Source organism: Pseudonocardia thermophila (genome assembly GCF_900142365.1).
Classification (GTDB): Bacteria; Actinomycetota; Actinomycetes; order Mycobacteriales; family Pseudonocardiaceae; genus Pseudonocardia; species Pseudonocardia thermophila.
The window spans coordinates 1-24,889 of sequence record NZ_FRAP01000005.1 but is presented as its reverse complement, the minus strand read 5'-3'; the positions used below and the strand labels follow the sequence as shown (position 1 = coordinate 24,889).

Here is a 24,889-nt window from a genome sequence, read left to right as displayed (position 1 = left end):
GCGGTCCTATCCCCTCTCGAGGATCTTGACCGCAGCGTCGAGCCCTTCTGTTGTGCCTACTGCTATCAACACGTCGCCCGCGGTGAGCGTGAAATCTGGCGAGGGCGACGGATGCACCTGCCCGGCCCGCATGACCGCCACCACCGACACGGAGGTGCGGGTGCGCAGCTGGGTGTCGCCCAGGGTGCGACCGTCGTACTTCGACCCGCTGCTGATCGGCAGCCCCCGGGTCTGCACCCCCGGGAGGTCGCCGTGCTCACGCGACAGCTGCTGCACGAGCTGCGGCGCGCCCAGCAGGTTGGCCAGCGCGCTCGCCTCGTCCACGGTCAGCGGGATCTCGGCCAGGCAGGCGTCCGGGTCGTCGGCCTTGGAGACGATCAGCTCGATCCTGCCGTCCCGGTGGCTGACCACACCGATGCGGCGGCCCCCGCGGATCGCGAAGTCCTTGCGCACACCGATGCCGGGCAGCGGGGTAACGTCGACGTTCACGGCCGACAGCGTAATAGCGTGTTACGAGCTCCTTCCGGCCGGCTGAATCACGGTCGGACCAGGAACGCGTAGCTCTCCTGGACCTGCCGCGGCGGCACCGCGACCAGGACCGTTCCGCTGATCCAGTCGAGCCGCACGGCGGTGCCGGCGTCGTTGTCGCGGACCCCGCCCTTCCCGTCGGGGACGGCGTACGCGCCCCACACGTGGACCGATCCGTCCCGGCCCACGGCCATCGCCCCGCTCGCGCCCGCGGCGACCTCCACGGCGTCGTCCACGCCCGCGACGGTGACCGGGGCGTCGATCGGCGCCCGCTCGACGGCCCGGGTGCTCAGCGCGCCGCTCGCGCCGTCGCCCCAGGCCAGTACCGTCCCCCGGCCGGTGACGGCGTAGGCGGTGAAGTCCTCGGCGTCGATCGCGACGATGCCGGACAGCTGCGGCAGCAGGACCGGCTCGTCCGGGGTGAGCGCGTCGCCGGGCGCGAGCAGCGAGTAGTTGTTGCTGCCCCAGCCCCACACGGTGCCCTCCCGGGTCAGCGCGTACACCGCCGGGAACCCGGCCGCCACGTCGATGACGCCGGTGGGCCCGGCGAGCTCCTGCGGGGGCTGGGGGACGTCGGCCGGGGCAGTGCGCCCGAGCAGCTCGTAGTCCGTCGACGTCCCCCACGACACGACGGTGCCCGCCGCGGTCACGGCGAACGCCACCCCCGGGCCGACGGCGACCTTGTGGGCGCCGCTGACCCCCTCGATCCGCTTCGGCGTCGTGACCACGGTGTCGTACGGGCCGGCCGAATCGGCGCCGGTGATCCGGCCCCACATCCACACCCCGCCCCCGCTGTCGACCGCGGCCGCGGTGAACTCGCCGTCGGAGCGCTCGATGCCGTCGATGTCGACGATCCCCGAGGGCAGCCCGACGACGGCCGTGGGCTGCCACGGCCCGGCCGGCGCCGGCTCGGCCGTCCACACCCGGCCCTCGGTGTCCAGCCACAGCACCGACCTGCCCAGCGACGCGACGTCGGTCGCGCTCGTGGTGGGGGTGGCGCCGTACTGCGTCCACAGCGTCGCGGCGGCGTGGTCTGCCCGGATCGGCGCCGGGGCGGGCGCGCCGGTCACGGCCGGGCCGCACGCAGTCAGAGCGGCGGCGGTGAGCAGGGGGAGCGCGGCGCCGAGGACCCGGGGAAGCGACATGCTCACCACGCTAGGGACGACGGCGGCCGTGATCAGGCGTGCCACCTGGCGGGATCGGCGGTGGGGCTGGCCTCCCCGCCGGGTGCGGGCCAGCCCGCCGCGGGTGGTCAGACCTCCTGCGCCGTGACGCACCAGAGGCGCTCGACCTCGGCGAAGCCGCGCCGGGCGTACCAGGCCCGTGGCCAGTCGCCGGCGGCCGCGCCGAGCCCGACGACGTCGCAGCCCGCCTCGCCCGCGATCGCCAGTGCGTGGGTGACGAGGGCGTCGCCGTGTCCGCGGCCGCGGTGCGCCGGATCGGTCGCGAGGTCGGTGAGCCACGCCGTCGCCCCGTCGAGCAGGAGGATCCCCGAGGCCACGACCGCTCCCTCGGCGCGGACCGCGAGGTAGCGGGCGTCGACGACCTCCTCCTGCAGGAGGTTGCGGTCGACGAGGTCGGTGACGGCGGCGTCGGAGACGCCGGGGACGTCGCGCCGCCACGTCGCCGCCCAGACCGGGCGCAGCGCTTCGGCGTCCACCTGCTCGACCCCGGCCACCCGGGAGCCGCCCGGCCGCGCGGCCATCACGACGATCTCCTCGGCCTCCCACCCGGCGGCTGCCAGCGCCTCGGCCGTCGGCCGGTGGGTCTCGCCGAGCAGGGTCGCCGTGCGGTGCGGTGAACCGCCGAGTTCGGCGTCGGCGTCCGCCGCGAGCGTGACCGCGTCGGTGGGCCCGGCGACGAGCAGCTGGTTGTGCTGGCGGGAGCCGGCGACAGCGGGCGTGCGCACCGCCACCCCGCCGGTGACCGGCGCTTCCGTGGCCGCCGTTCGCCGGGTGACCGACTCCTCGAGGAACAGGCAGCGGCGGGCGACGTCGACGGGCAGCGGGTCCGGTTCGGCGAAGCGCCCGGCGGCGTCCGGGCGGTACGGAACGACGGCGAGCACCGCGGTCGTCGGCACGGGGCCGTAGGCGTGCGGGAAGCGCATCGTCTCCGGATCGCCGGGCACCCCCGGCTCCCAGCGCACCTCGGCGCCGATCCGGTCCGGGTCCAGGACCAGCAGGAGCAGGTCCCGGCGGCCGGCGAAGAGCCGGTTCGCCGGCAGCGCCACCTGCTCCGGGGCGGACAGGTGGACGAACTGCGCGCCGGGCAGGGGGTGCACCGCGCCCGCGGCGAGCACCTCCCGCCACTGCGCCGTCGCGATCAGGTGCAGCAGAACCGTGCTCATGGCGGTTGTCCCCCCTGCTTTCGGGCAGTCATCGGAACCGGTCTTGTATTCGGCACCGGGTGCCAATTACCGTCCCAGGTGGCTGCATGCCATCAGGACGTCACGACCGAGGAGCGAGCATGGCCGAGAACGAGCCCCAGTCCACCACCACCGACGAGCCGGTCGTCGAGGAGACCCTCGTGGAGGAGGTCTCGATCGACGGCATGTGCGGCGTGTACTGAGGCGATCACCGCTATGTCGACGGCGAGCCCGGATTTCCGTCCGGAACGTCCGCACCGGTGCAGCCCCTCGGTGGCGCTGCGCCCGGAACCGTTCGGGGCACTGGTCTACGACTTCGTGACCCGCAAGCTGTCGTTCCTGAAGACGCCCGAGCTGGTCACGGTCGTCTCCGGGCTCGCCGATCACCCCGACGTGCACTCCGCCGTCGAGGCGGCGGGAGTTCCCGAGGAGCAGCGCCCCGCCTACCTGCGCGCGCTGGCCGGGCTGAAGGCCAGCGGCACGATCGAGGAGCGTCCCCAGTGAAGCTGGTCGAGCACTTCCAGTACGGCCTGAACTCCCCGATCTGCCTGACCTGGGAGCTCACCTACGCGTGCAACCTGACCTGTGCGCACTGCCTGTCGTCGTCCGGGCGGCGCGATCCGCGTGAGCTCACCACCGACGAGGCCAAGCGCGTCGTCGACGAGCTGCAGGCGATGCAGGTCTTCTACGTCAACATCGGCGGTGGCGAGCCGACCGTGCGCCCCGACTTCTGGGAGCTGCTGGACTACGCCATCGACCACCAGGTGGGGGTCAAGTTCTCCACCAACGGCGTCAAGATCGACAAGGCGCGGGCGGCGCAGCTGGCCCGCACCGACTACGTCGACGTGCAGATATCGCTCGACGGCGCCACCCCCGAGGTCAACGACTACGTCCGCGGCCCCGGCAGTTACGACATGGCGATCCGCGCGCTGGAGAACCTCGCCGAGGCCGGGTTCACCCAGCCGAAGATCTCCGTGGTGATGACCCGGCAGAACGTCGACCAGCTCGACGAGTTCAAGGCCATCGCCGACAAGTACGGGGCCCAGCTGCGCATCACCCGGCTGCGGCCGTCCGGGCGCGGTGCCGACGTGTGGGACGAACTGCACCCCACCGCCGCGCAGCAGCGGCAGATGTACGAGTGGCTGCTCGAGCGCGGCGACCAGGTGCTCACCGGCGACTCGTTCTTCCACCTCTCCGCCTACGGCGAGGCGCTGCCCGGGTTGAACCTGTGCGGCGCCGGTCGGGTCGTCTGCCTGATCGACCCCGTCGGTGATGTGTACGCCTGCCCGTTCGCGATCCACCAGAACTTCCTCGCCGGCAACGTGCGCGACCCGGGCGGCTTCGCCCGCGTCTGGCGCGAGTCGGAGCTGTTCCAGCGGCTGCGCCAGCCGCAGACCGGCGGTGCGTGCCGGTCCTGCCAGCACTTCGACAGCTGCCAGGGCGGCTGCATGGCCGCGAAGTTCTTCACCGGCCTGCCGCTCGACGGGCCCGACCCGGAGTGCGTGCAGGGCTACGGCGAGCAGGCGCTGGCCGCGCGGGACGGCGTCGTCATCCCGCGCTCCGACGTCGACCACTCCCGGTCCGCGCCGCGCAACGGCCGCACCGGCAAGGCCCCGGTGCTGCTGCAGATCGGCAGGCGGCCCGACAAGGCCTGCGAGTCCAGCCCGATCGCGGGCTTCGATCCCCGGCAGGTGCCCGTCGCAGGCGGCTGATGTCCGGTCCGGCCAGGAGTTCCCCCTGGCCGGACCAGTCCCACTCGGCTCGCGGACGGCGCCCAGCCGGGTGCTGTTCGGTCCGCACGTCACCAACCTCGGCTGCGGCCGCGCGTTCTCCGAGCGGCACACCGCCTACTACGCCGCGCGGGCGGCCGGGGGCGCCGGCGTCATCGTCACAGAGATCGCTTCGGTGCATCCGTCCGACCATCCCTACGAGCGCGCGCCGCTGGCCACCTCCGCCGTGCCCGGCTGGCGGGCCGTCGCGGCCGCTTGCCGCCCGTACGGCGCGCTCGTGCTGGCCGGGCTCGGGCACGCCGGCGCCCAGGGCAGCTCCGCGTACACGGAGCGGGAGCTGTGGGGTGCGGCGGCGATCCCGGACGCCGGCGTCGGCGAGGTGCCGCTCGCGATGGGCGAGGAGGAGATCGCCGCGCTCGTCGACGGGTTCGCCGCGGCCACCCGGCTCGCCGTCACCGCGGGCCTGGACGGCGTGGAGATCAACGCCGGGCAGCACTCGCTGCTGCGGCAGTTCCTCTCCGGGCTGTCGACGCCGAACCCGTCCGACGCCGTACTGCGCGCGGTGCTGGCGGCCGTGCGCGAGGAGCTCGACGGGCGGGTGCTGGGGCTGCGGCTGTGCTGCGACGAGCTGGCCCCCTGGGCCGGGATCACGCCGGAGTCGGTGCCGCGCGACCTCGACGCCGACTACCTCGTCCCAGTGCGCGGCAGCGGGCTGTCGGTCGGGGCGACCCGGCCGGACTGGCACACCCCGCCGGGGTTCAACCGGGAGCTCTGCCGGTCGTTCCGCGGCCGGGTGCCGGTGTGCCTGCAGGGCAGCGTCGTCGACGTCGAGATGGCGCAGGACGCCCTCGACCACGGCGACTGCGACCTCGTCGAGATGACGAGAAGCCTGATCGCCGACCCCGACCTGGTCACGCACGTGCGCAGCGGGCACCCGGAGCGGATCCGGCCGCCGCTGCTGTCGAACCGGTGGACCGAGGTCCGCGACGTCCGCAACCCGATCGTCAGCGACGACGCCGAACCCCGCTCCGGCCACGAGACGATCGACCCGCCGATCGAGGGCCGCGATCCGGTGGCCCGGGACGTGCTCGTCGTCGGCGGTGGACCGGCCGGGATGGAGGCGGCGCGGGTGCTCGGCCTGCGCGGGCACCGGGTGCGGCTCGTCGAGCGCGGTGACCGGCTCGGCGGGACGATGCGGTGCTGGCCCAACCCGCGCGCGGGCCTGCTCGTCGAGTGGTGGGAGCGGGAGCTGGCGCGGGCCGGGGTGATCGTCGAGCTGGGTGTGGTCGCGGGGCCGGACGACCTGCGCGGCACCGTCGTGCTCGCGACCGGCGGGCGGGACGCGCCGCCGGAGTATCCGTCGGACGTGCCGGTGTACCCGGCATCGGCCGGGGCCCGACCAGCCGGGCCCGTCGTGGTGTACGACCCGGTCGGGGACGGGATCGGCTGCGACGTCGCCGAACCGCTGGGCGCCACGCTCGTCACCCCGGACGCGGTGGCCGGCAAGCAGCTGCAGGACCCGGCCGAGGTGGCGGTGCGGCTCTCCCGTGCCGGGGTGGTGCGGGAGCGGCGGATGCGGCTCGTGGAGGTGCGCGGCGGGCACGCCGTGCTGGAGCACGTCTGGACGGGGGAGCGGCGCACCGTGCCCTGTGCGGCGGTGATCGACTGCGGCTACCGGCTGCCCGAGGACACCCTCTGGCGGGCCCGTCCCGATCTGCCCCGCATCGGTGACTGCGTCGCACCGCGCACCGTGCACGAGGCCGTCCGCGAGGCCCGGCGGGTGGCCCTGGCCATCGGTGCGAGCACGGAGATCGGGGTCGCGCGGTGAGCCTGCTGCACAGCCCGTTCGATCTGGGCCCGCTGCGGCTGCGCAACCGGATCGTCTTCGCCGCGCACCTGACCGCCGCCGCGGAGGCCGGCCTGCCGACCGCCCAGCACGCCGCGTACTACGCCGCCCGCGCCGCCGGCGGGACCGGCTTGGTGATCACCGAGGAGCACTCGGTGCTGCCCGGCGACCAGCCGTACGAGAAGCTGATCCGCGGCGGCGACCCGGCGGCGCTGCCCGGGTACCGGGCGATCACCGACGCCGTCCACGCTCACGACGTGCCGATCCTGGCCCAGCTCAACCACAACGGCGCTCAGTCGAGCGGCATGTACTCGCGCGAGCCGATCCGGGCGCCGTCGCCGATCGCCGACCCGATGTTCCGCGAGGTCCCCGTCGAGATCACCACCCGGGAGATCCGGGAGCTGACCGATGGGTACGCGCGGGCCGCGCAGCTGTGCGTCGAGGGCGGGTTCGACGGGGTCGAGCTGCAGTGCTCGCACGCCTCGATCCTGCGACAGTTCCTCTCCCCGCTCACCAACCGCCGCACCGACCGCTACGGCGGCGGCATCGAGAACCGCTCGCGGATCGTGCGGGAGATCGCCGCGGCCGTCCGCGACGCGATCGGCGACCGGGTGCTCGGCGTGCGGCTCTGCGGCGACGAGGGGCTGCCCGGCGGTACCCCGCTGGCGGAGGCCGTGGAAACGGCACGGCTGCTCGCCGCCGACGGCACCGTCACGTACGTCAACACCGCCACCGGGGTGGCGACTGCGACGCTGCACCTCATCGAGGCGCCGATGTCGGTGCCGCCCGGCTACGCGCTGCCGGTGGCGGCGGCGATCCGCCGGGCCGGGCTGCCCGTGATCGGGATCGGCCGGTTCACCACCCACGCGGCCGCGGAGGCGGCGCTCGCCGGCGGGCACTGCGATCTCGTCGGCGTGGTGCGCGGCCAGATCGCCGATCCCGCGTGGGCCCGCGGGCCGACCATGCCGTGCGTGGGCTGCAACCAGGAGTGCGTGGGCCGGGTCGGGTTCAACCAGCGGCTCGGCTGCCTCGCCAACCCGCGGGCCGGGCGGGAGTCGATCGCGCTGCCCGCGCCGACGCGCCGGCGGCGGGTGCTCGTCGTCGGCGGCGGGCCGGCCGGGCTCACGGCGGCGGAGTCGGCGGCCCGCCGCGGCCACGACGTCGTGCTGTGCGAGCGATCGGCCGCCGTCGGCGGGGCGCTGCGGCTCGCGGCCTCCGCCCCGCACCGGGGCGAGTTCGCCCGCCTCGTCGACGCGCTGCACGCCGCGTGCCTGCGCGCCGGGGTGGACGTCCGCACGGGGATGGCCGTGGACGCCGACGCCGTCGCTGCGGAGGGGGCCGACGCGGTCGTCGTCGCCACCGGGGCGGTGCCCCGACGACCCGCGTGGGCGGTGGGGATCGAGCGGATCGTGGACGTGCGCGACGTGCTGGCCGGTCGCGTCGCCCCGGCCGGGGACGTGGTCGTGCACGACGAGTTGGGCTCCCACGAGGCCACCTCCGTGGCCGAGCTGCTGGCCGCGCGCGGGTGCCGCGTCGAGCTCTCCACGCCCGCGCTCACGGTCGCGCAGGTGCTCGGGACCACCCTCGACAGCGAGCACTTCCACCGCCGGGCCGCAGCCGCCGGTATCACGCTGAGTGACGAACTCGCCGTCGTCGGGGCTGCGGCCGACGGGGCCGGGGTCCGCCTGCAGCTGCTCCGGCACACCACCGGAGAGGCCCTCGAGCGGTACTGCGACTGGGTCGTGTGCGCCGTCCCGGCCCTGCCCGCGGACGACCTGTGGCGGGCGCTGCGGGAGCGCGGGATCCCCGCGCAGCGGATCGGCGACTGCGTCGCACCGCGGCGCGCCGACTCCGCCATCCGGGACGGTGAGCGGGTCGGGATGGGACTGTGACGGGCATGCCGCGCCACCTCTGCGCCGCCACCTGGCCGGACCTCGAGGGCTCGCCGACCGTCGTCGTCCCGGTCGGATCGGTGGAGCAGCACGGGCCGCACCTGCCGCTCGACACCGACGTCCGGGTGGCTGTGGAAATCACCGAACGCGCCATCGCGGAAATGCCCGGAATCGTCGTCGCGCCACCCGCGGTGTTCGGGGCGTCGGGAGAGCACGACGGATTCCCCGGGACACTCTCGATCGGGCACGAGGCGCTGCACGCGGTGCTCGTCGAGCTGGGTCGCTCCGCGTCGTCCTGGGCGGCGCGGATCCTCTTCGTGAACGGGCACGGCGGAAATCTCCCGACGGTGCGCAACGCCGTGCTGCAGTTGCGGTCGGAGGGCCGGGACGCGGCGTGGTTCGGGTGCGGTGTGCCCGGCGGGGACGCGCACGCCGGGCGGGTGGAGACGTCGATGCTCCTCGCCCTCGACCCGGGGGCGGTGCGGCTGGACCGGGCCGAGGCGGGCAACACCGCGCCCCTGTCCGAACTGATGCCTGCCCTGCGGTCCGGCGGCACGCGGGCGGTGAGCCCCAACGGCGTCCTGGGGGACCCCGCGGGGGCGTCGGCGGAGGAGGGGGAGGCCTTCCTGGACGGCATCGCCGGGCGGCTGCGGGAGTGCCTTGCGCGGTGGCGGACGGACGGCAACGGTCACCTCGCGTGACGATCCTTCCGGTCCGCCGTCGGGGACCGGAACGGGCGAAGGGTCGTGCCGAGTCGATTTCCGGGCTCCGTTCGGGATCGTTCCGCTGGTCGGCTGAAGACCGGCGGAGGACCGATCCCGTCGGGGCGCGACACGTGTGACGGGCGGCTTCGCCCGCCCTTCGGCGGACCGGTTCCGCGCTCGTCCGGAAACGGCGGGTCCGGTGTTCCGGACGTCGTGCGCGGGAGCACATCCTCTTCCGGTCTGTGGTGTGCGCCTGCTGGTGACGATGCGGAATTCCCCGGTGCGGGAGCGGGGCAGGGCGCGGTCCTGGATGTGTGATTCTCCGAGCTGTCGCCCGCCGATGGGCAGGGGGGTGTCGGCGCTCCCGGCGATCGAGGAGTCGCCGTGTTTCGCGGTGGTGCTTCCGGGCACTCTCGATCATGGACTGCGCTCATCGGGGCGCGGCGGCACCCGGTTCCGCGCGAGGTGCTCCGACGGGTGCGGCGGGCTCGGTCCGTCGCCGACGCGGCGATCGGGCCGGCGGGCCGTCGGCCGGTGCCGGCCGGCCGCTGCCCGATCCGGCGGAGAGAGCGTCGGGTGCCGAGAGCGTCGGGTGCCGAGATCGTTGACTGTGGACGGATGCTGGACGAGCGGGTCGCGGGTTCGCTATCTTCCCCGTGATCCACCTTCGGGTGGTGGGGACGACCGCGGTTCCCTGGGTTGCTGAAGTAGCGCGACTCGGTGGGCGGCGGGTTCCCCGCGGCAGGTCGCAGCCCCAGGCGCGACGTGCGGATTCTCCAGGGGTCTGGCTACCCCTGTGCTCGAGACTTCCCTGATCGACGCCCTCTTCCGGGCTGTCGAGATCCCCTTCTCGCCGCATCTGCGCGGCGGATCCACCGAGGAGCACCTCCCATGCACGGGTACCGCGCACACGACAGCGAGGCCGCCGGCCTCGCTGCCGGTGTGCCCGCGGACGCCGTGCACCTGCGGTTCGGTCCGGCCGACTTCGTCCTGCGCCTCCTGCGGTGGGTGCTGGTGCTGGCCGGCTCGCTCGTGGCGCTGTGGCTGGGCTCGGTGCTGATGGCCACGCCGGCGTCGGCGGCCGTGGTCGTCCCGATGGCTGCGACGTCGAGCCTCCAGAAGGGAGGCAAGGACAGCAGCTCGACCGACGGCGGGAAGAACGGCTCGTCGAAGTCCGACGACGGAAGCCGTGGTTCCGGGAAGAGCAAGTCGAGCGACAACGGCAACGAGAAGTCGACGTCCGGCGAGAGCGGGAAGAAGCAGCCGAAGACGGACGACGGCGGTGAGAAGAAGAAGCCGAAGTCCGACGGCGGCGAGAAGAAGAAGCCGAAGTCCGACGGCGGCGAGAAGAAGAAGCCGAAGAACGACGGCGGCGAGAAGAAGAAGCCGAAGAACGACGGCGGCGAGAAGAAGAAGCCGAAGAACGACGGCGGCGAGAAGAAGAAGCCGAAGACCGTCACCGTCGCCGATGTCGAGAAGATGCGCGACCGGTTCGCGGACGACCCGCAGGGCACCGTGCGCGAATCGACCCACCGCACGACCGTCACCGACGGTGACCGGGACCGCGGTGGCGACGGCAAGGCCCGCCAGCGCGAGAAGGCCGGCACGGATCGCGGCACGGGCCGCGAGGGCGATACCGGCGAGCGGCCCGGTCGCAAGAAGGACGCCGGTGAGTCCCGTCCGGCCGGGAAGGAGGGCGGCAGCGGACGCGACACCGTCCGGGCGGTCGTGAAGAAGGCGGGCGCCGCCGCCGACGAGATCCGGGCCACCGTCGACGAGATCGTCCGCGATGCCCTCGACGGCCGCGGCCGGCCCGGTGGGAAGGCCGCCGAGAAGATCCGCGATGCGGTGCGCGAGACGATCACCGAGGCGGTGACCGCCGCGGCGAAGCGCGCCTCGGTGGATTCGGCGGACGACGCAGCGGAGAAGACGGCGAAGAAGACGGCGAAGGATTCGCCGAAGACGTCTGCCGAGGATTCAGCGAAGGCCGGCAGGAACACTTCGAAGGAACCCACCACGACCCGGCTCGCGGAATGGGGCGAGTACGGCGCCGAGGTGTGGAAGAAGGTCGCCGCGGTCCGCACTGCCGCCGAGGCGGGCGGCGACGTGCGCAAGGCCGTGCGCGACCTCGTGCGCACCGCTTCCGATCTTCCCGAGGGCGTGACCCCCGAGGACGTCCGCAGGGCCGCAGCGTTCGTCACCGATCTGGTGCGGGCGGGCGTCGACGAGAAGTCGGCGAACAAGCTCGCCGCCCAGAAGTTCGCGGGGCAGGACCACGGCGACGTCGTCCTCACCGGACAGCGCTCGCCGGCCCGGTGCAGCGCCTCCGTCGACGACTGCGCCGGGCTCGGATCGGCCCCGGACGAGCTGCGGGCGATGGCCGGTCGGGGCCCGCCGTCGTGGGCCGACGATCGCTACGGACGGTCACCGCGGCACGGTGGCTGGTACGGCGGTGACGACTGGTCCTCGAAGGCCACCGAGGAGTACCTGGAGAACCGGGTCGCGGTCGAGAAGGGCGCGAAGGAGCTCGAGAAGGCGCAGAAGGACGCCGCTGCGGGCAAGCTCACGGCCAAGGAGCTCGAGGCCGCGGAGAAGGCGCAGAAGGAGCGCGAGGAGAAGCTCGCCGAGTCGCGGGAGTACGTCTCCGACGACGATGCCCAGCTGGTCGACGAGGTCGTGACCGGGCACGCCGAGCTGGACAAGGCGAAGGCCGCTCTGGAGGCCGAGCAGAAGAAGGTCGCTGCCGGCACGGTGAGCAAGGCCGAGCACGAGAAGAACGTGGCGGCCTACGAACAGCGCCGCGACGAGGTCTACGCGCAGACGGACGAGCTGCGGCAGGCGACGGGCCGGGACGCCCCCACGTCGGAGGCGGACCCGGGCGACGGCGCGGCCGCAGGCTGTGGTGCGAGCGGGGTGTTCGTCGAGTGCCGCGCGGCGGTCGCCGAGGAGCGGGACCGTGACCAGGACCGCGACGCGTGGCACGACGACGAGCGCTCGACGAGCCAGGACCGGTGCGTCGCGCTCGCGGGGATCTCGTCGGGGTGCGGGGTGTCCGTCGAGTCGGGCGACCGCGCGGCGGGTGCCTCGTGCGACCTGACCGCCGGAGCGTGCACCTCGAACAGCCGCAAGGGTTCGGGCGAGGCCGCCGTCACGGCGACCGCCCGGTTCGAGCTGGGCGAGGGTGACGGCGGGCAGCGCACCCGGGCGACGAGCGCGGGCGCGGAGATGGAGTGCCGCACCACGGCGGGCGCCTGCTCGGGTGAGACGAGCGGTGCCGCGCGCGACGCGACCACCGCCACCGAGAGAACGCGGGCGACCGCGGCATCGACGGAGGAACGGTCTGGCGCGGCCAAGGCGTCGGCGAACTGCGCCACCACCGCGGGCGAGTGCGGCATCGCAGCCCGCGTGCAGCTCGGTGAGGAGACGACGGCCGAGGCGTCCGCCCGCTGCGCGTCGGACGCGGCCGGCTGCACGGGTGCCGCGGCGACGTCCAGCAACGGCGAGCACACGGTGATCCCCGCGGTGGTCGAGGCGACCGACGAGACCACTGGCAAGGCCACCGACAAGACCACTGGAGAGACCACTGCCAAGACCGCTGCCGAGGCCACTGGCGAGCCTGCGGCCGAGAAGCCGCGGTCTCGGGGGACGACGGCGGCGGCCGACTGCTCGATCACGGGCGGCGGGTGCTGGGCGCGTTCCGGCTCGGACGCGGTCCGCGGAGGCGAGGGGGCTTCGCGGGCGAGCGTCGAGATCGACGGGTCCGGCAGCGGGAAGGCGGCGACCGCCTCGACCGCCGACGGCGTGGCCACCACTCGCGACGGGTCCGGATCGGCCGACTGCACCGTCACCGAGGGTTCGTGCGGCGCGACGTCCGACACGCGGGCGGACAACCCGACCGCCCGGGAGCGGGCGCGCTGGTCGTACGAGGCGGAGACGAGCGAGTTCACCCGGACCCCGGGCGCGACGGTCGACGGCGACGGTGCGGCCGTGTCCGCGGTGCAGGCGTGGGTCGACTGCGACACCGACACCTGCACCGGATCCACCAACACCGCCACCACCGGCAAGATCGCCGCTCCGGGCCGCGCCCCGGCCGATCCGAAGGCCGCGGATGCCGCCACGGCGGAGGCGAAGCCGGTCACGGCGGTGCGGGAGACGAAGGCCTCGGCCTCGTGCGAGACCGCGGGTGGTCAGTGCAGCAGCCGGGCCCGCTCCGAGGTGGGCGACTCCACCGCGCACCAGCGCTGGTCGTGGTTCGCCGACACGCCGGCCGAGCGGCAGCTGACGGCTGCGAGCGAGGCGAGCGCGAACGCGGAGTGCGCGCAGGACGGCTGCGCCGGCAAGGGCGCCGCCAGCACCTCCGGTTCCGCGAGCGGTGACGTCACCGGCGTGCGGGACAGCCGGGCCACCACCGAGTGCACCGTCCACGGCGTCGGCGGCTCCTGCTCGACCGCGGCGACCACCGCGGTGGAGAACCGCTCCGCCCGCGACGCGCAGGCGGTGGCGGCCGGTGTGGAGCCGGTGACCGGCCCGGTGTCGGTCTCGACCACCACCGCGGAGGTGTCCTGCTCCGGTGCGGACACCGGATGCGGCGGCACCACCCTGGCAGCGACGAGCGCGCGCGACACCGCGGTGAGCCCGGACGCGCGGGGGAGCTCCACCACCAGCGAGTGCACCGTGACCGGCGGCGGCTGCACCGGCCGCTCGACCGCGGCCGCATCCAGCGCACCCGACCACGTGACGATCGATCCCGAGACCGGCGAGCCGCTGGCCGGGCAGTCGCTCACCGGCCCGTCGTCGGTGGCGCGGTCGGAGGCGGTCCTGGACTGCAGCGCGGTCTGCGCGGGCACGGTCACGACCACCAGCAGCGCGTTCGACGGCACGACCGTGGGTCCGCGCACCTCGACCGGTACCGCGTCCTGCACGGGCGGCACGGGCGGCTGCCAGGTGCGGTCGGTCTCGACCGCCGCGAGCGGCCCCGGCGCGGCGCTGGCCCTCGCCGGTGACGGGCAGGCCACCAACGCGGCGCGGCTGCCGGCGGGCGCCTCCGCGGCGTCGGCGGCCGGGGCCCTGGTGATCTGCCAGGACGGGCGCGGCTGCACCGGCACCGCGTCGTCGGGAGCGACCGCGACCGACCCGAGCGTCTCGCCGAACCCGCGCGGCTCGTGGAGCGAGAGCGTCTGTGAGGGCGTCACCGGCGGGATCTGCCAGGGCGTGTCGAACTCGGGCGCCTCCTCCGGTCCGGACGCGAACCGGATCGCGCCGATCCTGCAGGCCGCCCCGACGAGCAACGCGACCACGACCTCCGGCACCACTGGTGACGAGCCGACCGGCCGGCAGGGCCCGTCGGGCCAGGAGCCCGCGGTGCCGCCCGCGCCGACCGCACCCGGTTCGAGCGCGAACACCGGCGGGCCGACGGTGCCGGGCGCGTCGTCCTGGACGATGGCCGACGCCGCCCTCGACTGCGCAGGCTCCGGCAACGGCTGCGCGGGCACCGCCCGCACCTCCGCCGCGGGCACGGACGGCCCGCAGAACATGACCGGCGCCGACGGCTCCCGCGGTCCTCCGACCGGCGCGAGCACCACCAGCGGCACCTGCGTCACCGGCCAGGCCGACTGCCAGGTCCGCACCAGCTCGATCGCGGCGTCCGGCCAGGTCGTGGCCGACATCGTCGCCGAACAGAACCAGACCGCTGCCGAACAGCTCGCCCAGCAGGCCGCCGATGCCCGCAAGGCCGCCGAGCGCGCGCAGCGCATCGCCGCCCGCCCGGGCGCGACAACCGAAGACATCGAGAAGGCCGCCGAGGCGAAGAAGGCCGCCGCGGAGGCGACGAAGGCGGCGGAGGCCGCCGCGGAGCTCGCCGCGAAGCCGGTCACCGACACCCCGGCCACCTACGCCACGTCGAACGCGCTGGCGCAGTGCTCCGGCCCGCTGTGCGCGGCCGCGACCACGGCCGACGCCACCTACACGGCCGGCGACCTGGCGCGGAGCCACTCCCGCATGGAGGCCGCATGCCTCGGCGGGCCGACCGGATGCGCGGCCGAGGCCGGTGCCACCGCCGTCACCGCGTACGGCTCTGGGCAGGCCGACCCCGACGATCCGAAGGGCCGGCGGACGCTCCCCGGCTGGTCCGGGTCCACGCAGGCCGCCGCGCAGATCGACTGCCCCGCCGGCTGCATCGGCACCGTCACCGGCCGGACCGCGACCGCGGCCAGCCCCGACGGAGATGCCGCTGACGCAGCGCGGGCCGCCCGCCGCCCGGCCGCGAACGGCGCAGCCACCGACCCCACGTCCGTCTCGACCGCCGAGGGCACCACCGCGTGCTCCGGTGCCGAGGACTGCGTCGCCGCGCTCGTGACCGAGGGCCAGGTCGGTGTCGCGCCGACCGGCAAGAACCGCACCGGCGTCACCGGCGCGTCGATCGAGGGCGCCTGCTCGACGGCGGCCGGGGCCTGCCCCGTCTCCGGCCGCAGCGTCACCGTCGCCACCGATGATCCCGCCACGATCGCCGACGCGCTGCGGACCGGATCCGCGCCGCGGACCGCGCGCACCAGCCACGCCGTCGGCGTCGCCGAGTGCGCGGGCCCGGCCTGCCAGGTGGTGACGGGCGGCTCGGCCCGCGACGGGCTCGCCCGAGTGGAGGCCGGCTGCGTCGGCACCGGCTGCACGACCCGGCTCCAGGGCGCCGCGCAGTCCCCGGCTCCCGGCGGCGCGCACACTGCCAGCGCGCGGTCGGCCTGCACCGCCGCGACCGACGGACAGTGCTCGGGCGCGGTGCAGGTCGGCGCGACCTCGGACTACGCGCTGGCGGGCGCTGAGTGCGCCGGTACGCCGGGAGCGGACTGCGCGTTCTCCTTCCGCGCCGAGGGGCACGCCCGCTCGGCCACCTCCCGCGCCGACGCGACCGCGCACGGCCGGGGCACCACCGGCTCCGGCGCGGCGCTGGTGAGCGCCCAGGCTGCGCGCGGGACCGCGCAGGCCATGGCCGAGTGCCGCGGCACAGACGGTGTCGAGTGCCACCACTCGTACGCAGCGCGCGCCGGGGAGTCGGCGGCCGGGCCCGGCAGCCGGGCCAGCGCGTCGGCGTCCGGCTCCGGCAGCGGTGGCAGGGGCCGGGGCGCGGTCGCGGTCGCGGTGCGGGCCACAGCCGGCCCGGGCTGGGCCTCGGCGGCTGCATCGTGCACCGGCGCCCCGAACTGCCGCCATTCCTACTCGGCGAGCGCTTCTGCGTCCGCGGCGTCCAGCGGATCCCGCGCCAGCGCGTACGCCGCTGGCTCGGGGGGTGGTGGTGTCGGCCACGGCGGGGTCGCGGTGTCGGCGCGCGCCTGGGCCGGTCCGGGGCAGGCCACGGCGTCCGCGTCCTGCGTGGGCGCGGCGAACTGCCGCTACTCCTACTCGGCCAGTGCCTCCGGCTCCGCCTCCTACGACGACGGCACTCACCGGTCCTGGGCGCACGCCAACGCGTCGGGCAGCGGCGGTGGTGTCGGCGAGGGCTCCGGCGGGATCGCGGTGCACGCCGTGGCCCGGGCGGGCAAGGGCTACTCGTACGCCGCCGCGGGCTGCAGCGGGGCCACGAACTGCACCGCCTCGTACTCCAGCCACGCCGAGGCCTCGCAGACGGTCGGCGGCCAGCACGGCGAGGCGCGGTCGAGCTGCTCCGGCGGCGGTTCCGGCGGGTACTGCAGCACCCAGGCCGTCGTGAAGGTCGACGCCGAGAACGCGTTCGCCCAGGCCGGATGCGCCGGCACCGGGTCGTGCTCCGCGTACTACGCGACGCGGTCGGCCGCGTCCGCCAAGGGCAACGGGATCAGCGGCGACGCGGGTGGCACGTGCTCGGGCAGCCAGGCGTCGGGCGGCTACTGCGCGACCGGCTCGCGCGCTGTCCACGACGAGGAGACCGGCAGGCTCGAGCTGTCTTCGTACTGCGCGACCTCGGGAGGGTCGTGCAGCCGCTGGGCCAACCTGAGCATCGACGCGAAGTCCCCGGGTGGCGAGTTCACCGGCACCGGCGGCGGGACGTGCCGCGGCGGCGTCGGGTCGTGCGGCCTGACCGGCGTGGCGAAGTACCACCCGGCCGGCGTCGCCGAGGACGGCACCCCGACTCCGCCGATGCTCGTCGTCGGCACCGGCTGCCAGAACACGGGCGCCGGATCCTGCTCGCACTGGTCGAAGACCTCGGCGACCATCCAGGCGCCGGGTGGTGCGATCCGGGCGACTGCAGAGAACGCCTGCTCCGGCACCGGCGGCTGGTGCTCGACCGTCGTGGGTGGTGCCTACGACAAGAAGACCGGCGAGATCACCGCGTTCTCCGACTGCCAGTCCGAGGGCGCCACGTGCACGAAGTCGGAGGCGCACCTCGTCGGCTCGATCAGCCGCGAGGGCCAGGCTGAGCCGAACGGGCCCGAGCTGGGCACGATCACCGGCGACGGCAAGGTCGACTGCGTGCGGACCGGCGGCCTCTGCACGGTTTACGGCAAGTTCGTCGCGCTCGACCCGGAGCAGGCCTACCAGGTGGACGACCAGGGCCGCCCGGTCCTGGACGAGAACGGCAACAAGATCTACCTGTTCGAGACGGACGAGCAGGGCAACCAGGTCCTCGACGAGAACGGCAAGCCGATCCCGGTCTACCTGCCGGCCCGGGTCAACGTGCAGACCAGCTGCTACCCGGCGGGTCCGCACTGCACCCAGGAAGCGCACGTCAAGGGATCGCTGGAGCAGCGCGCCGCGCACGACTGGCACACCGGTTCCGCTCTCGCCGACTGCTCCGGCACCTCTGGAGGCTGCAACCTCACCGGCACGGTGTCCTACGACCCCGAGGCCGGCAGGGTGGCCGCGTTCGCCGCCTGCCAGGGCGACGGCGCCGCCAAGTGCACCCGGGTCGAGACCAGCACCCGGGCCTACGCCGAGTCGCCCGACGGCCGGATGAAGACCTCGCAGAACCCGTCGGACTGCAAGGAGACGGCCGGGTTCTGCTCGTCGATCTCCGTCGCCAAGTTCGTCGACGAGTACATCGACGCGCCGCCGCCGTGCACCAGCCCCCACGGGTGCATCCAGCCTGTGCCGAAGACCATCCCGGCGCACCTGGAGTTCGGTTCCAGCTGCGACACCGACGGCCCGGCCTCAGGCTGCACGTACGAGTTCTCCGCCAGCGGCTCTCAGCAGGGGAGCGGCGACGACGGCAAGCTCACCGCGAGCGCGCGCAGCTCGTGCTCCGACTCCGGCAACGTCGGCGGCGGATGGTGCTCGATCGCGGCCAACGCCGAGGTCAACACCGAGGAGCACCGGGCCGACGCGGTGGCCTGGTGCCTCGGCAGCGCCGGTGTGACCTGCTCCTACGAGGCGAAGGCCGATGCCTCGCACGCGTCGGACAAGAACGATGCCGAGGCCCACAAGGCCTGCGCCGCGGAGCAGGCCGGCAGCTGCTCGATCTCGGTGAGTGCGTTCACCATGGGCGGCGACGACGAGCGCCGTGGTGTCGCGGTCGCCTCCGGCAACTGCACCGACACGAACGGGACGTGCCGTGGACAGGTCCGCATCCACGTCGACTCCGACTGGGACACCCTCGCCGACTGCAGCACGGGCGGCAACGGGATCTGCTACGGCGACGCCACCTCGGAGCGCGCCGAGACCGGTGGCCGCGTCTACGACGAGCACACCAAGCTCACCCTGCACGTGAAGGCACCGGGTGGCGAGGACAACAGGGTCTGCGACGAGTCCTCCGGCGGCTGCGTGGACGGCTGGTCCGCGGCGCTCGACGGCAAGGTCATCATGCTCGGGCGCAACACCGAGAAGTCGGTGCCCAGCTTCTTCAAGAACCTGGGTCGGGACGCCTGGGACGTCGTCACCGGTGCGGTGCCGGGCCTGCTGCACGCCGTCGGCAAGGAGCTGAAGAGCTGGGTCACCTTCGAGTCGTGGGGCGACGGGCTGGCCGGCTACGCCGAGAACCGTCCACTCACCGGAGGCATCGCGCAGGGAGCCGTCAACTTCTGGGACCGCTGGGTCACCGACAAGCGCAGCCTCGGCGACGACTACTACTTCCGGCCGTTCTCCACGGCGCTGGAGGATGTCGGAACGGTCGCGCTGGTCGCGGCGGGGGCCGGTGCGGTCCTCAAGGGCCTCTCGCTCGGTGTGAAGGGGGCGGGCGCGCTCGCCGGCAAGCTCGGGACGTCCTCGACGGGGATCCGTGGCGCCCTGGCCGCCAGCAGCGGGTGGCTCGCCTCCGTCTCGGCCGGCCTCAACGTCGCCGCGAAGGTGGCCTGGCACAGCGGCGTCGTCTTGGGCAACACGGCGATGACCCCGCTGAAGATCAACTTCGCCGCCGCGCGCTTCGCGGTCGGCCGTGGCACGGAGTTGGTGGCGCCGCGTCTGGCCACGGCCGCGACGGCCGCCGCGACCATCCTGCGCGATCACGGCCTCGGCCGCATCGAGGCGGGGCGGATCGTCCCCGGGATGCGCTCCATCGGCCTCTCCCACACCCTCTCGACCACGGCGGGCCGGCTCACCACCGCCGGCCTCGCCGGGAAGGTCATCGCCCGCGGTGGCGTGTTCGGCCGGATCAACTTCACCGGGACGCGCTACATCCCTGGCCTGATCGGCACGCTGCGGGCGTACGGGAAGCTCGGCCTGCAGTTCAGCAGCAGGGTGAGCCCGGAGGCCGTGGCCGCCGCGCAGCTCGGTCTCGCAGCGCGCGTGGTGAGTCGCGACGCGACACCGGCCTGGCTCGACCGGTTCGTCGGTCCGCGGCTGGCCGACGAGCTCGGCCAGCGTGGGGTGGAGATCCGCCAGCGCCGGGTGGAGCGGATCGGCGGGATCGTGCAGACCGACCAGTTGCTGCGCGGCGTCGGCGCACCGGCCGCCACCGTCCGGCCGACGACACCGGCCGCGCAGCTGACCCCGGTCGAGCTCGCCGGGCTGTCGGGCGTGCCGGCCCGGGAGATCAGGGCGGCCGGCTGCCGCGGCCTGTGCGTCGTGGACGACTTCGTTCGTGACCCGCAGATGCACAAGGGGGACTACGTCCTCTTCACCCGCGACGACCTGATCGTCGTCGACCAGCGCCTCGTCGAGGCGGTCCGCGACAGCAGGATCAGCCAGGAGGGGTTCGCCGACCTCGTCCGCCACCACCTCGCCGAGATCGAGACCGGGGTGCGTGGCGAGCCGTACGCGCTGCCCGATCTGGCTTCGCTGACCGACGGTGTCGGCAGGACCTCGCTCGCCCAGGCCGCTGCGCCCGACGGACCCGGCCCCCCCGGTGGCTCCGCTGGTCGTAATGGGTCGGGTGACCCGTCCCGGCCGGCGCGCCCGGTGGGTGACCCCGGCACACCGGCGCTACCCGCGTCGCCCACCGAGCGCGTGAACGGCGCCCGGCCGCACACCGCTGGTGGCGGCCACGACGCGGCGCCCGGTCTCGCCGGGCGCGACGGCAGCCAGCACCCGCACACGGACGACCACGCCGCGCCGCCCACCCGGGACGGCGAGGCGCGGCAGCTGGATCCGGCGGCCGACAACATCGGCCTGCCGCCTCCGGGCACCACCGAGCAGGCTCGGACGTCCGGCACCCGGACGGACGCGGACTTCGCCGCCGAGGTCGCTGCGACCCACTCCGTGTGGCAGGGGGTCCGGCGCCTCACCGACGGCGAGATCCTGCGGTCGTACCAGGAGCTGGCCGAGGACGTACGGCGTGGAAAGCTCACGGTCGAGGATGCGCTGATCGAGTGCACCGCCCTCGCCTGCGAGGCCGCGCGTCGTACGGGCAAGACACCGCGGGACGACCAGATCGCTGCGGCGATCGCCCTCGCCCGCGGGGACGTCGTGCAGATGCTCACCGGTGAGGGCAAGACGCTCACCGGATCGCTGGCGGCGCTCGCGCACGCCCTGGATGCCCGCAACGCTCGCGGTGTCCCCGCCGCGGAGCGGGGCGTGCAGTGGCTGACGCTGAACGAGAAGCTCGTGCGTGACGTGTACGCGACGCTCCGGCCGATCGCAGATCGGCTCGGGGTGACGGTCGACGTGGTCGTGCCGACCCGTACGTGGTCCGGTAAGTGGACCGCTTACCGCGCCGACATCGCGATAGGCATGGTCAGCGAGCTGGTGTTCGACGTGCTGCGGGCCCGCAACGCGCGCGGCGAGCCGGTGCACCAGAACCGCGGCGGCTTCCGACTCATCGACGAGGTCGACCGCGTCCTGCTCGACGAGGGTCACACCCCGCACGTGCTGTCGAAGCCGGTCGAGGACGCCACGGCGCCGGTGGCCGAGCTCGCCTGGGCGGCGCACACGGCAACGCAGCTCGACCCGGCCGTGCACTTCACCGTCGGCCGCGGCGGCGTGCGACTGACCCGCGCTGGTGTCGAACACATCCGCACGCTCACGAAGGAGGTGCACGGGGTCGCCGGTCGCGACCTCACCGGACCCGACGGTGCGGCGCTGCAGCGGCGCGTCGAGAACGCGCTGGCCGCCGACCTGATCCTGCAGCGGGACGTCCACTACGTCCGCACGGACGACGGCCGCATCCTCATCGTCGACAAGCACGGCGAGCTGCTCAGCGACGGGCGCCGCTGGAACAACGGTCTCCACGAGGCCGTCGAGTACGCAGAGAACGTCCCGATCGGCACGCCGGCCCAGGTGCTCGACTCGATGACGGTCCTGGAGTTCCTGGAGGGCCGCCCGTACGCCGGGATGACCGGTACGGCCGGGGGGCCGCGCCTGACCGGCAAGGACGTCGTCGAGATCCGGCCCCACAAGGGCATGAACCGCCGAGACACGACGGTCACCTACCGCACCGCGGCCGAGAAGTGGGACGGCATCTTCGACGAGATCGTTCAGGTCTCGGAGTCCGGTCGCCCGGTCCTGGTGCTCGCCGGTTCGGAGCTCGATGCGGTCGCCCTCTCCGAGCGACTGACGAAGGCAGACCACGGTCACAAGCTCGTCACCGCCCTGACCGAGGGCGCCGAGATGGACCAGGTACTCGCCGAGGCCGGGCGGCCCGGCCGGATCACCGTCGCGACCAACCGGGCGAACCGCGGCGTCGACCCGCCGCTCGGCGGTCACTCCGAGTACCTGGCTCGCGAGATCGCGCACCGCGAGCACCCCGGCTTGGCGGCCCGCGACAAGGCCGCCTACGAGTCGATCCTGCGCGCCGCCCGGCTCGAGGCCGAAGAGCAGGTGCGTGCGGCGCACGACCTGCTGAACGAGGCCGGCGGGCTGCACGTCGTGATCACCGAGTTCCCGGAGTCCGTCCGGATCGAGATGCAGGGGCGCGGCCGGGCCGGCCGCCAGGGTGAGAACGGAAGCTCGACCGTTCACCGGTCGCTGGAGGACCGGGTGCTGCAGCCGCCCGGGAAGCGCGAGTACCGGGCTCCTCGGGTGGAGGCCGAACCCGTCCCGCCGGTCCTCGACTCCGTCGGCGTGGACACGCTCTTCGAGCTGGCCCGGCAGGAAGCCGAGCTGGCGGCGCGGTACGAGCAGCGCACCGCCGTCCACGAGGCGCCGCTGACCGGGCGGATCGACATCGACGGACCCGCGGCGCAGCGGTCCGTACCGCCTGCCAACCCGGCGGGCGTCGACCTGCTGCAGCTCACCGCCGCCCGGGCGGGTCAGCAGATCCCCGGACTGACCGAAGCGCAGAACCTGCGCCTGACGGAGCTGGTCAACCGGTACCCCGTCGAGCACGCTCCGCGGAGCCTCGCCGAGCACTACGCCGCGCTCGAGGTCGCCGACCTGATCCCGCAGCGATCGTGGCAGCCCTACCGCTACACGGCCGCGGACGTCGAGCAGGCCGTCGCGGCCCAGCAGAGCCTGCTCGACGGGCTCACCGCGATCGAGCGCGCCGACGAGCTTGCCGAACGGCTCGGCATGGACACGGCAGAGCTCGCCGCGACCGTCGCCGTCGCCGAGCAGCTGCTGATCGAGCGGCGGACGGGCGAGACCGACGCGGCGCCGGTGGGCGATCCCGCCGAGCGGCTGCGGCTCACAGCGCTCACCGATCGAGAACTGCAGGCGTTCCTCGCCTACGCGTCCGGCGCGTCGCGGGCCCGCATCGCCGAGCAGCTCGGTGTCCCGGTGGAGGGGCCGGCCGGCGTCGACTGGTACCTCGGGCTCGACCCGCAGCGCCCGGGCACGGTGATCGAGAAGCTGACCCGTGATCGGGTCACCGACGCGATGGCCGGAACGACCGTGCCGGCCGGCCGCCGGGTGTGGTCGGAGGCCGCGGAGCGGGCCGCGGTGATGGCCGAGGCAGCCGCGCTGATGCTGCTCGCGGAGGCGCTCGGGCAGACCGCCGCGGACGTGCGGGCGCAGATCCACGACGAGATGCTCGACACCGCGCCCGATCTCACCGAGCGGCAGACCCAGCGACTGGTCCGCGACCGCGTCATCGCCTCGGCCGTCGCGCTCGACCCGGCTGCGTTCAGCAGGCTGCTCCAGACGCCCATCCCGGGGGTCTGGGCGCAGGTGCGGAAGTGGCTGTCGGAGGTCTCGAGCGGTGACGGGCTGACGCCCGCCGAGCACACCCTGCTCTGGCAGCGGCCGATGGACCGCATCGAGACGCTGATCGCGGCGCTGCCCGGCCGCCACCGCGATCTCGCGTACCACACTCTGGTCCGGGCGGGCATCACGTCGATCACGCAGCTGGCGACAGTTCCCGCCGCGCAGCTCGCCGCCCTCGGCCTGCGGAGGTCGGTGGTCGTGGCGATCCGCGTCGCGCTGGCTGCCGCTGCGCCGGCCGGCGGCGCCGCGGTGCGGCCGGAGATGCGCGACCGGCACCTGGCAGCGGACCTCGCGACCCGCACCGACTGGACACAGGCCGATCTCGCTGTCGCGCTGCGGATCGCGGCCGGTCTGCCGCCTGCGCCCGACCTCCAGGCGACGCCGGAGCTGCTCGACGACCTGCGTGCCCTCGCCGAGATCGCCCGGTTCGCCGCGCTGGCCGACGTGCTGCTCGCCCGCGACCGCGCCGGCCTGCTCACCGACGCGGACCGGGCGCAGCTGCCGGTCGCCGCACTCGACCTGTTGGTGCGGGCGCGCGCGGGTGCCCTCACCGAGGCCGAGCTGCAGGCCCTCGTCCGGCACGGATCAGGTGCGCTGCGCCGGCCGGGCGGTCTGCGCGCGATCGGCCAGCGGGAGGCCCTCCTCGTGCTCGACGCGCACCTGCAGCGGACCGGCGCGCAACCGGGCGATGCGCGTGGCTGGCCGGCCACGGTGGTGGGCGGGCGCGGCGGCGCGGCGGGCGCCGGCGGCGGGCCCGCGGCCGTGCTGGGCGGTGACGCCGCGCCGGTGCTCGTGGCGGGCGCGCGGGCCGGAGCGGGATCCAGCGCCGCCGCGACCGACACCGGACGGGTGGTGCGCAACCGCGGCCCGCCGAACCGCCCCGCCCGCTCCGCGGCGACGTCGGCCACCGTCGGTCCGTCCGACCGGACGGTCGCGTCGACCCGGCCTGGCCGCCGGTCCCGGCTCCTGCGCGCGTTCGGCAAGGGTGCCGCGCTGGTGGGTGTTGGTGTTGCGCTTGCGGCGGCGGTTGTGTGGGGGCCGTTGTCGGGTCCGGTGGGGGCGGTTCCGCATGACGGCGGTGGGCGTGTCGTGGTGGAGGAGGTGGTTGCTGGTCGGGTGTTGCGGACGGTTGCGGGTGATACGTGGGAGTCGTTGGCGGCGCGTTTGCCGGGGGTGAGTTCGGCGGCGTTGGCTGCGGCGAATCTTGATGTGCGGTCTGGTGTGGGTGGTGTGTTGCCGGAGGGTTCGCGGCTGAACCGTCCTGGGTTCGCGAGAGGCTGAGGTTCAGGCCACCTCGCCCCGTTGGGCGATGGTGTCACTATACATGACTTCCCACTCTATGGGTG

Annotated in this window: 10 protein-coding genes; 7 read left to right on the top strand and 3 right to left on the bottom strand. The window is 74.5% G+C overall.

Annotation, left to right across the window (positions count from 1 at the left end; translation table 11 throughout):
* Positions 1-6: 6 nt before the first annotated feature.
* From BUE41_RS07930 to BUE41_RS07920, 3 genes are all read right to left on the bottom strand, one after another.
* The gene (locus BUE41_RS07930; protein ID WP_073456364.1) at positions 7-489 is read right to left on the bottom strand and encodes a cation:proton antiporter regulatory subunit; all 483 of its coding nucleotides are present in this window, start codon (positions 487-489) and stop codon (positions 7-9) included.
* Positions 490-536: 47 nt separating this feature from the next.
* Positions 537-1,673 carry an RCC1 domain-containing protein gene (locus BUE41_RS07925; RefSeq protein ID WP_143172029.1) on the bottom strand — a complete coding sequence of 379 codons (1,137 nt, stop codon included), beginning with the start codon at positions 1,671-1,673 and terminating at the stop codon, positions 537-539.
* Between the two features lie 107 nt (positions 1,674-1,780).
* Positions 1,781-2,875, bottom strand: coding sequence for a GNAT family N-acetyltransferase (locus tag BUE41_RS07920; RefSeq protein ID WP_073456362.1), 1,095 nt, complete (start codon positions 2,873-2,875; stop codon positions 1,781-1,783).
* Between the two features lie 119 nt (positions 2,876-2,994).
* On the opposite strand from BUE41_RS07920, the gene mftA reads away from it, so the two are divergent.
* From mftA to BUE41_RS07885, 7 genes are all read left to right on the top strand, one after another.
* Positions 2,995-3,096 (top strand): mycofactocin precursor MftA, encoded by a 102-nt coding sequence (mftA, locus tag BUE41_RS07915; RefSeq protein ID WP_073456361.1) that lies wholly within the window; start codon positions 2,995-2,997, stop codon positions 3,094-3,096.
* A gap of 13 nt (positions 3,097-3,109) precedes the next feature.
* Positions 3,110-3,397 carry a mycofactocin biosynthesis chaperone MftB gene (gene mftB, locus BUE41_RS07910; protein WP_073456360.1) on the top strand — a complete coding sequence of 96 codons (288 nt, stop codon included), beginning with the start codon at positions 3,110-3,112 and terminating at the stop codon, positions 3,395-3,397.
* Positions 3,394-4,605: a mycofactocin radical SAM maturase gene (mftC, locus tag BUE41_RS07905; protein ID WP_073456359.1), complete on the top strand. Its 1,212-nt coding sequence runs from the start codon at positions 3,394-3,396 to the stop codon at positions 4,603-4,605. Before mftB ends, mftC begins: the two co-directional genes overlap by 4 nt.
* Entirely contained in the window at positions 4,574-6,451 is a 1,878-nt protein-coding gene (locus BUE41_RS07900; protein ID WP_268794454.1) for a mycofactocin system FadH/OYE family oxidoreductase 1, read from the top strand. Before mftC ends, BUE41_RS07900 begins: the two co-directional genes overlap by 32 nt.
* The gene (locus BUE41_RS07895) at positions 6,448-8,361 is read left to right on the top strand and encodes a mycofactocin system FadH/OYE family oxidoreductase 2 (protein ID WP_073456358.1); all 1,914 of its coding nucleotides are present in this window, start codon (positions 6,448-6,450) and stop codon (positions 8,359-8,361) included. Before BUE41_RS07900 ends, BUE41_RS07895 begins: the two co-directional genes overlap by 4 nt.
* 5 nt (positions 8,362-8,366) lie before the next feature.
* A complete protein-coding gene (gene mftE / locus BUE41_RS07890; RefSeq protein ID WP_084754627.1) occupies positions 8,367-9,062 on the top strand; it encodes a mycofactocin biosynthesis peptidyl-dipeptidase MftE in 696 nt (231 codons plus the stop codon).
* Positions 9,063-9,956: 894 nt separating this feature from the next.
* Positions 9,957-24,824 (top strand): preprotein translocase subunit SecA, encoded by a 14,868-nt coding sequence (locus BUE41_RS07885; protein ID WP_073456356.1) that lies wholly within the window; start codon positions 9,957-9,959, stop codon positions 24,822-24,824.
* Positions 24,825-24,889: the final 65 nt, after the last annotated feature.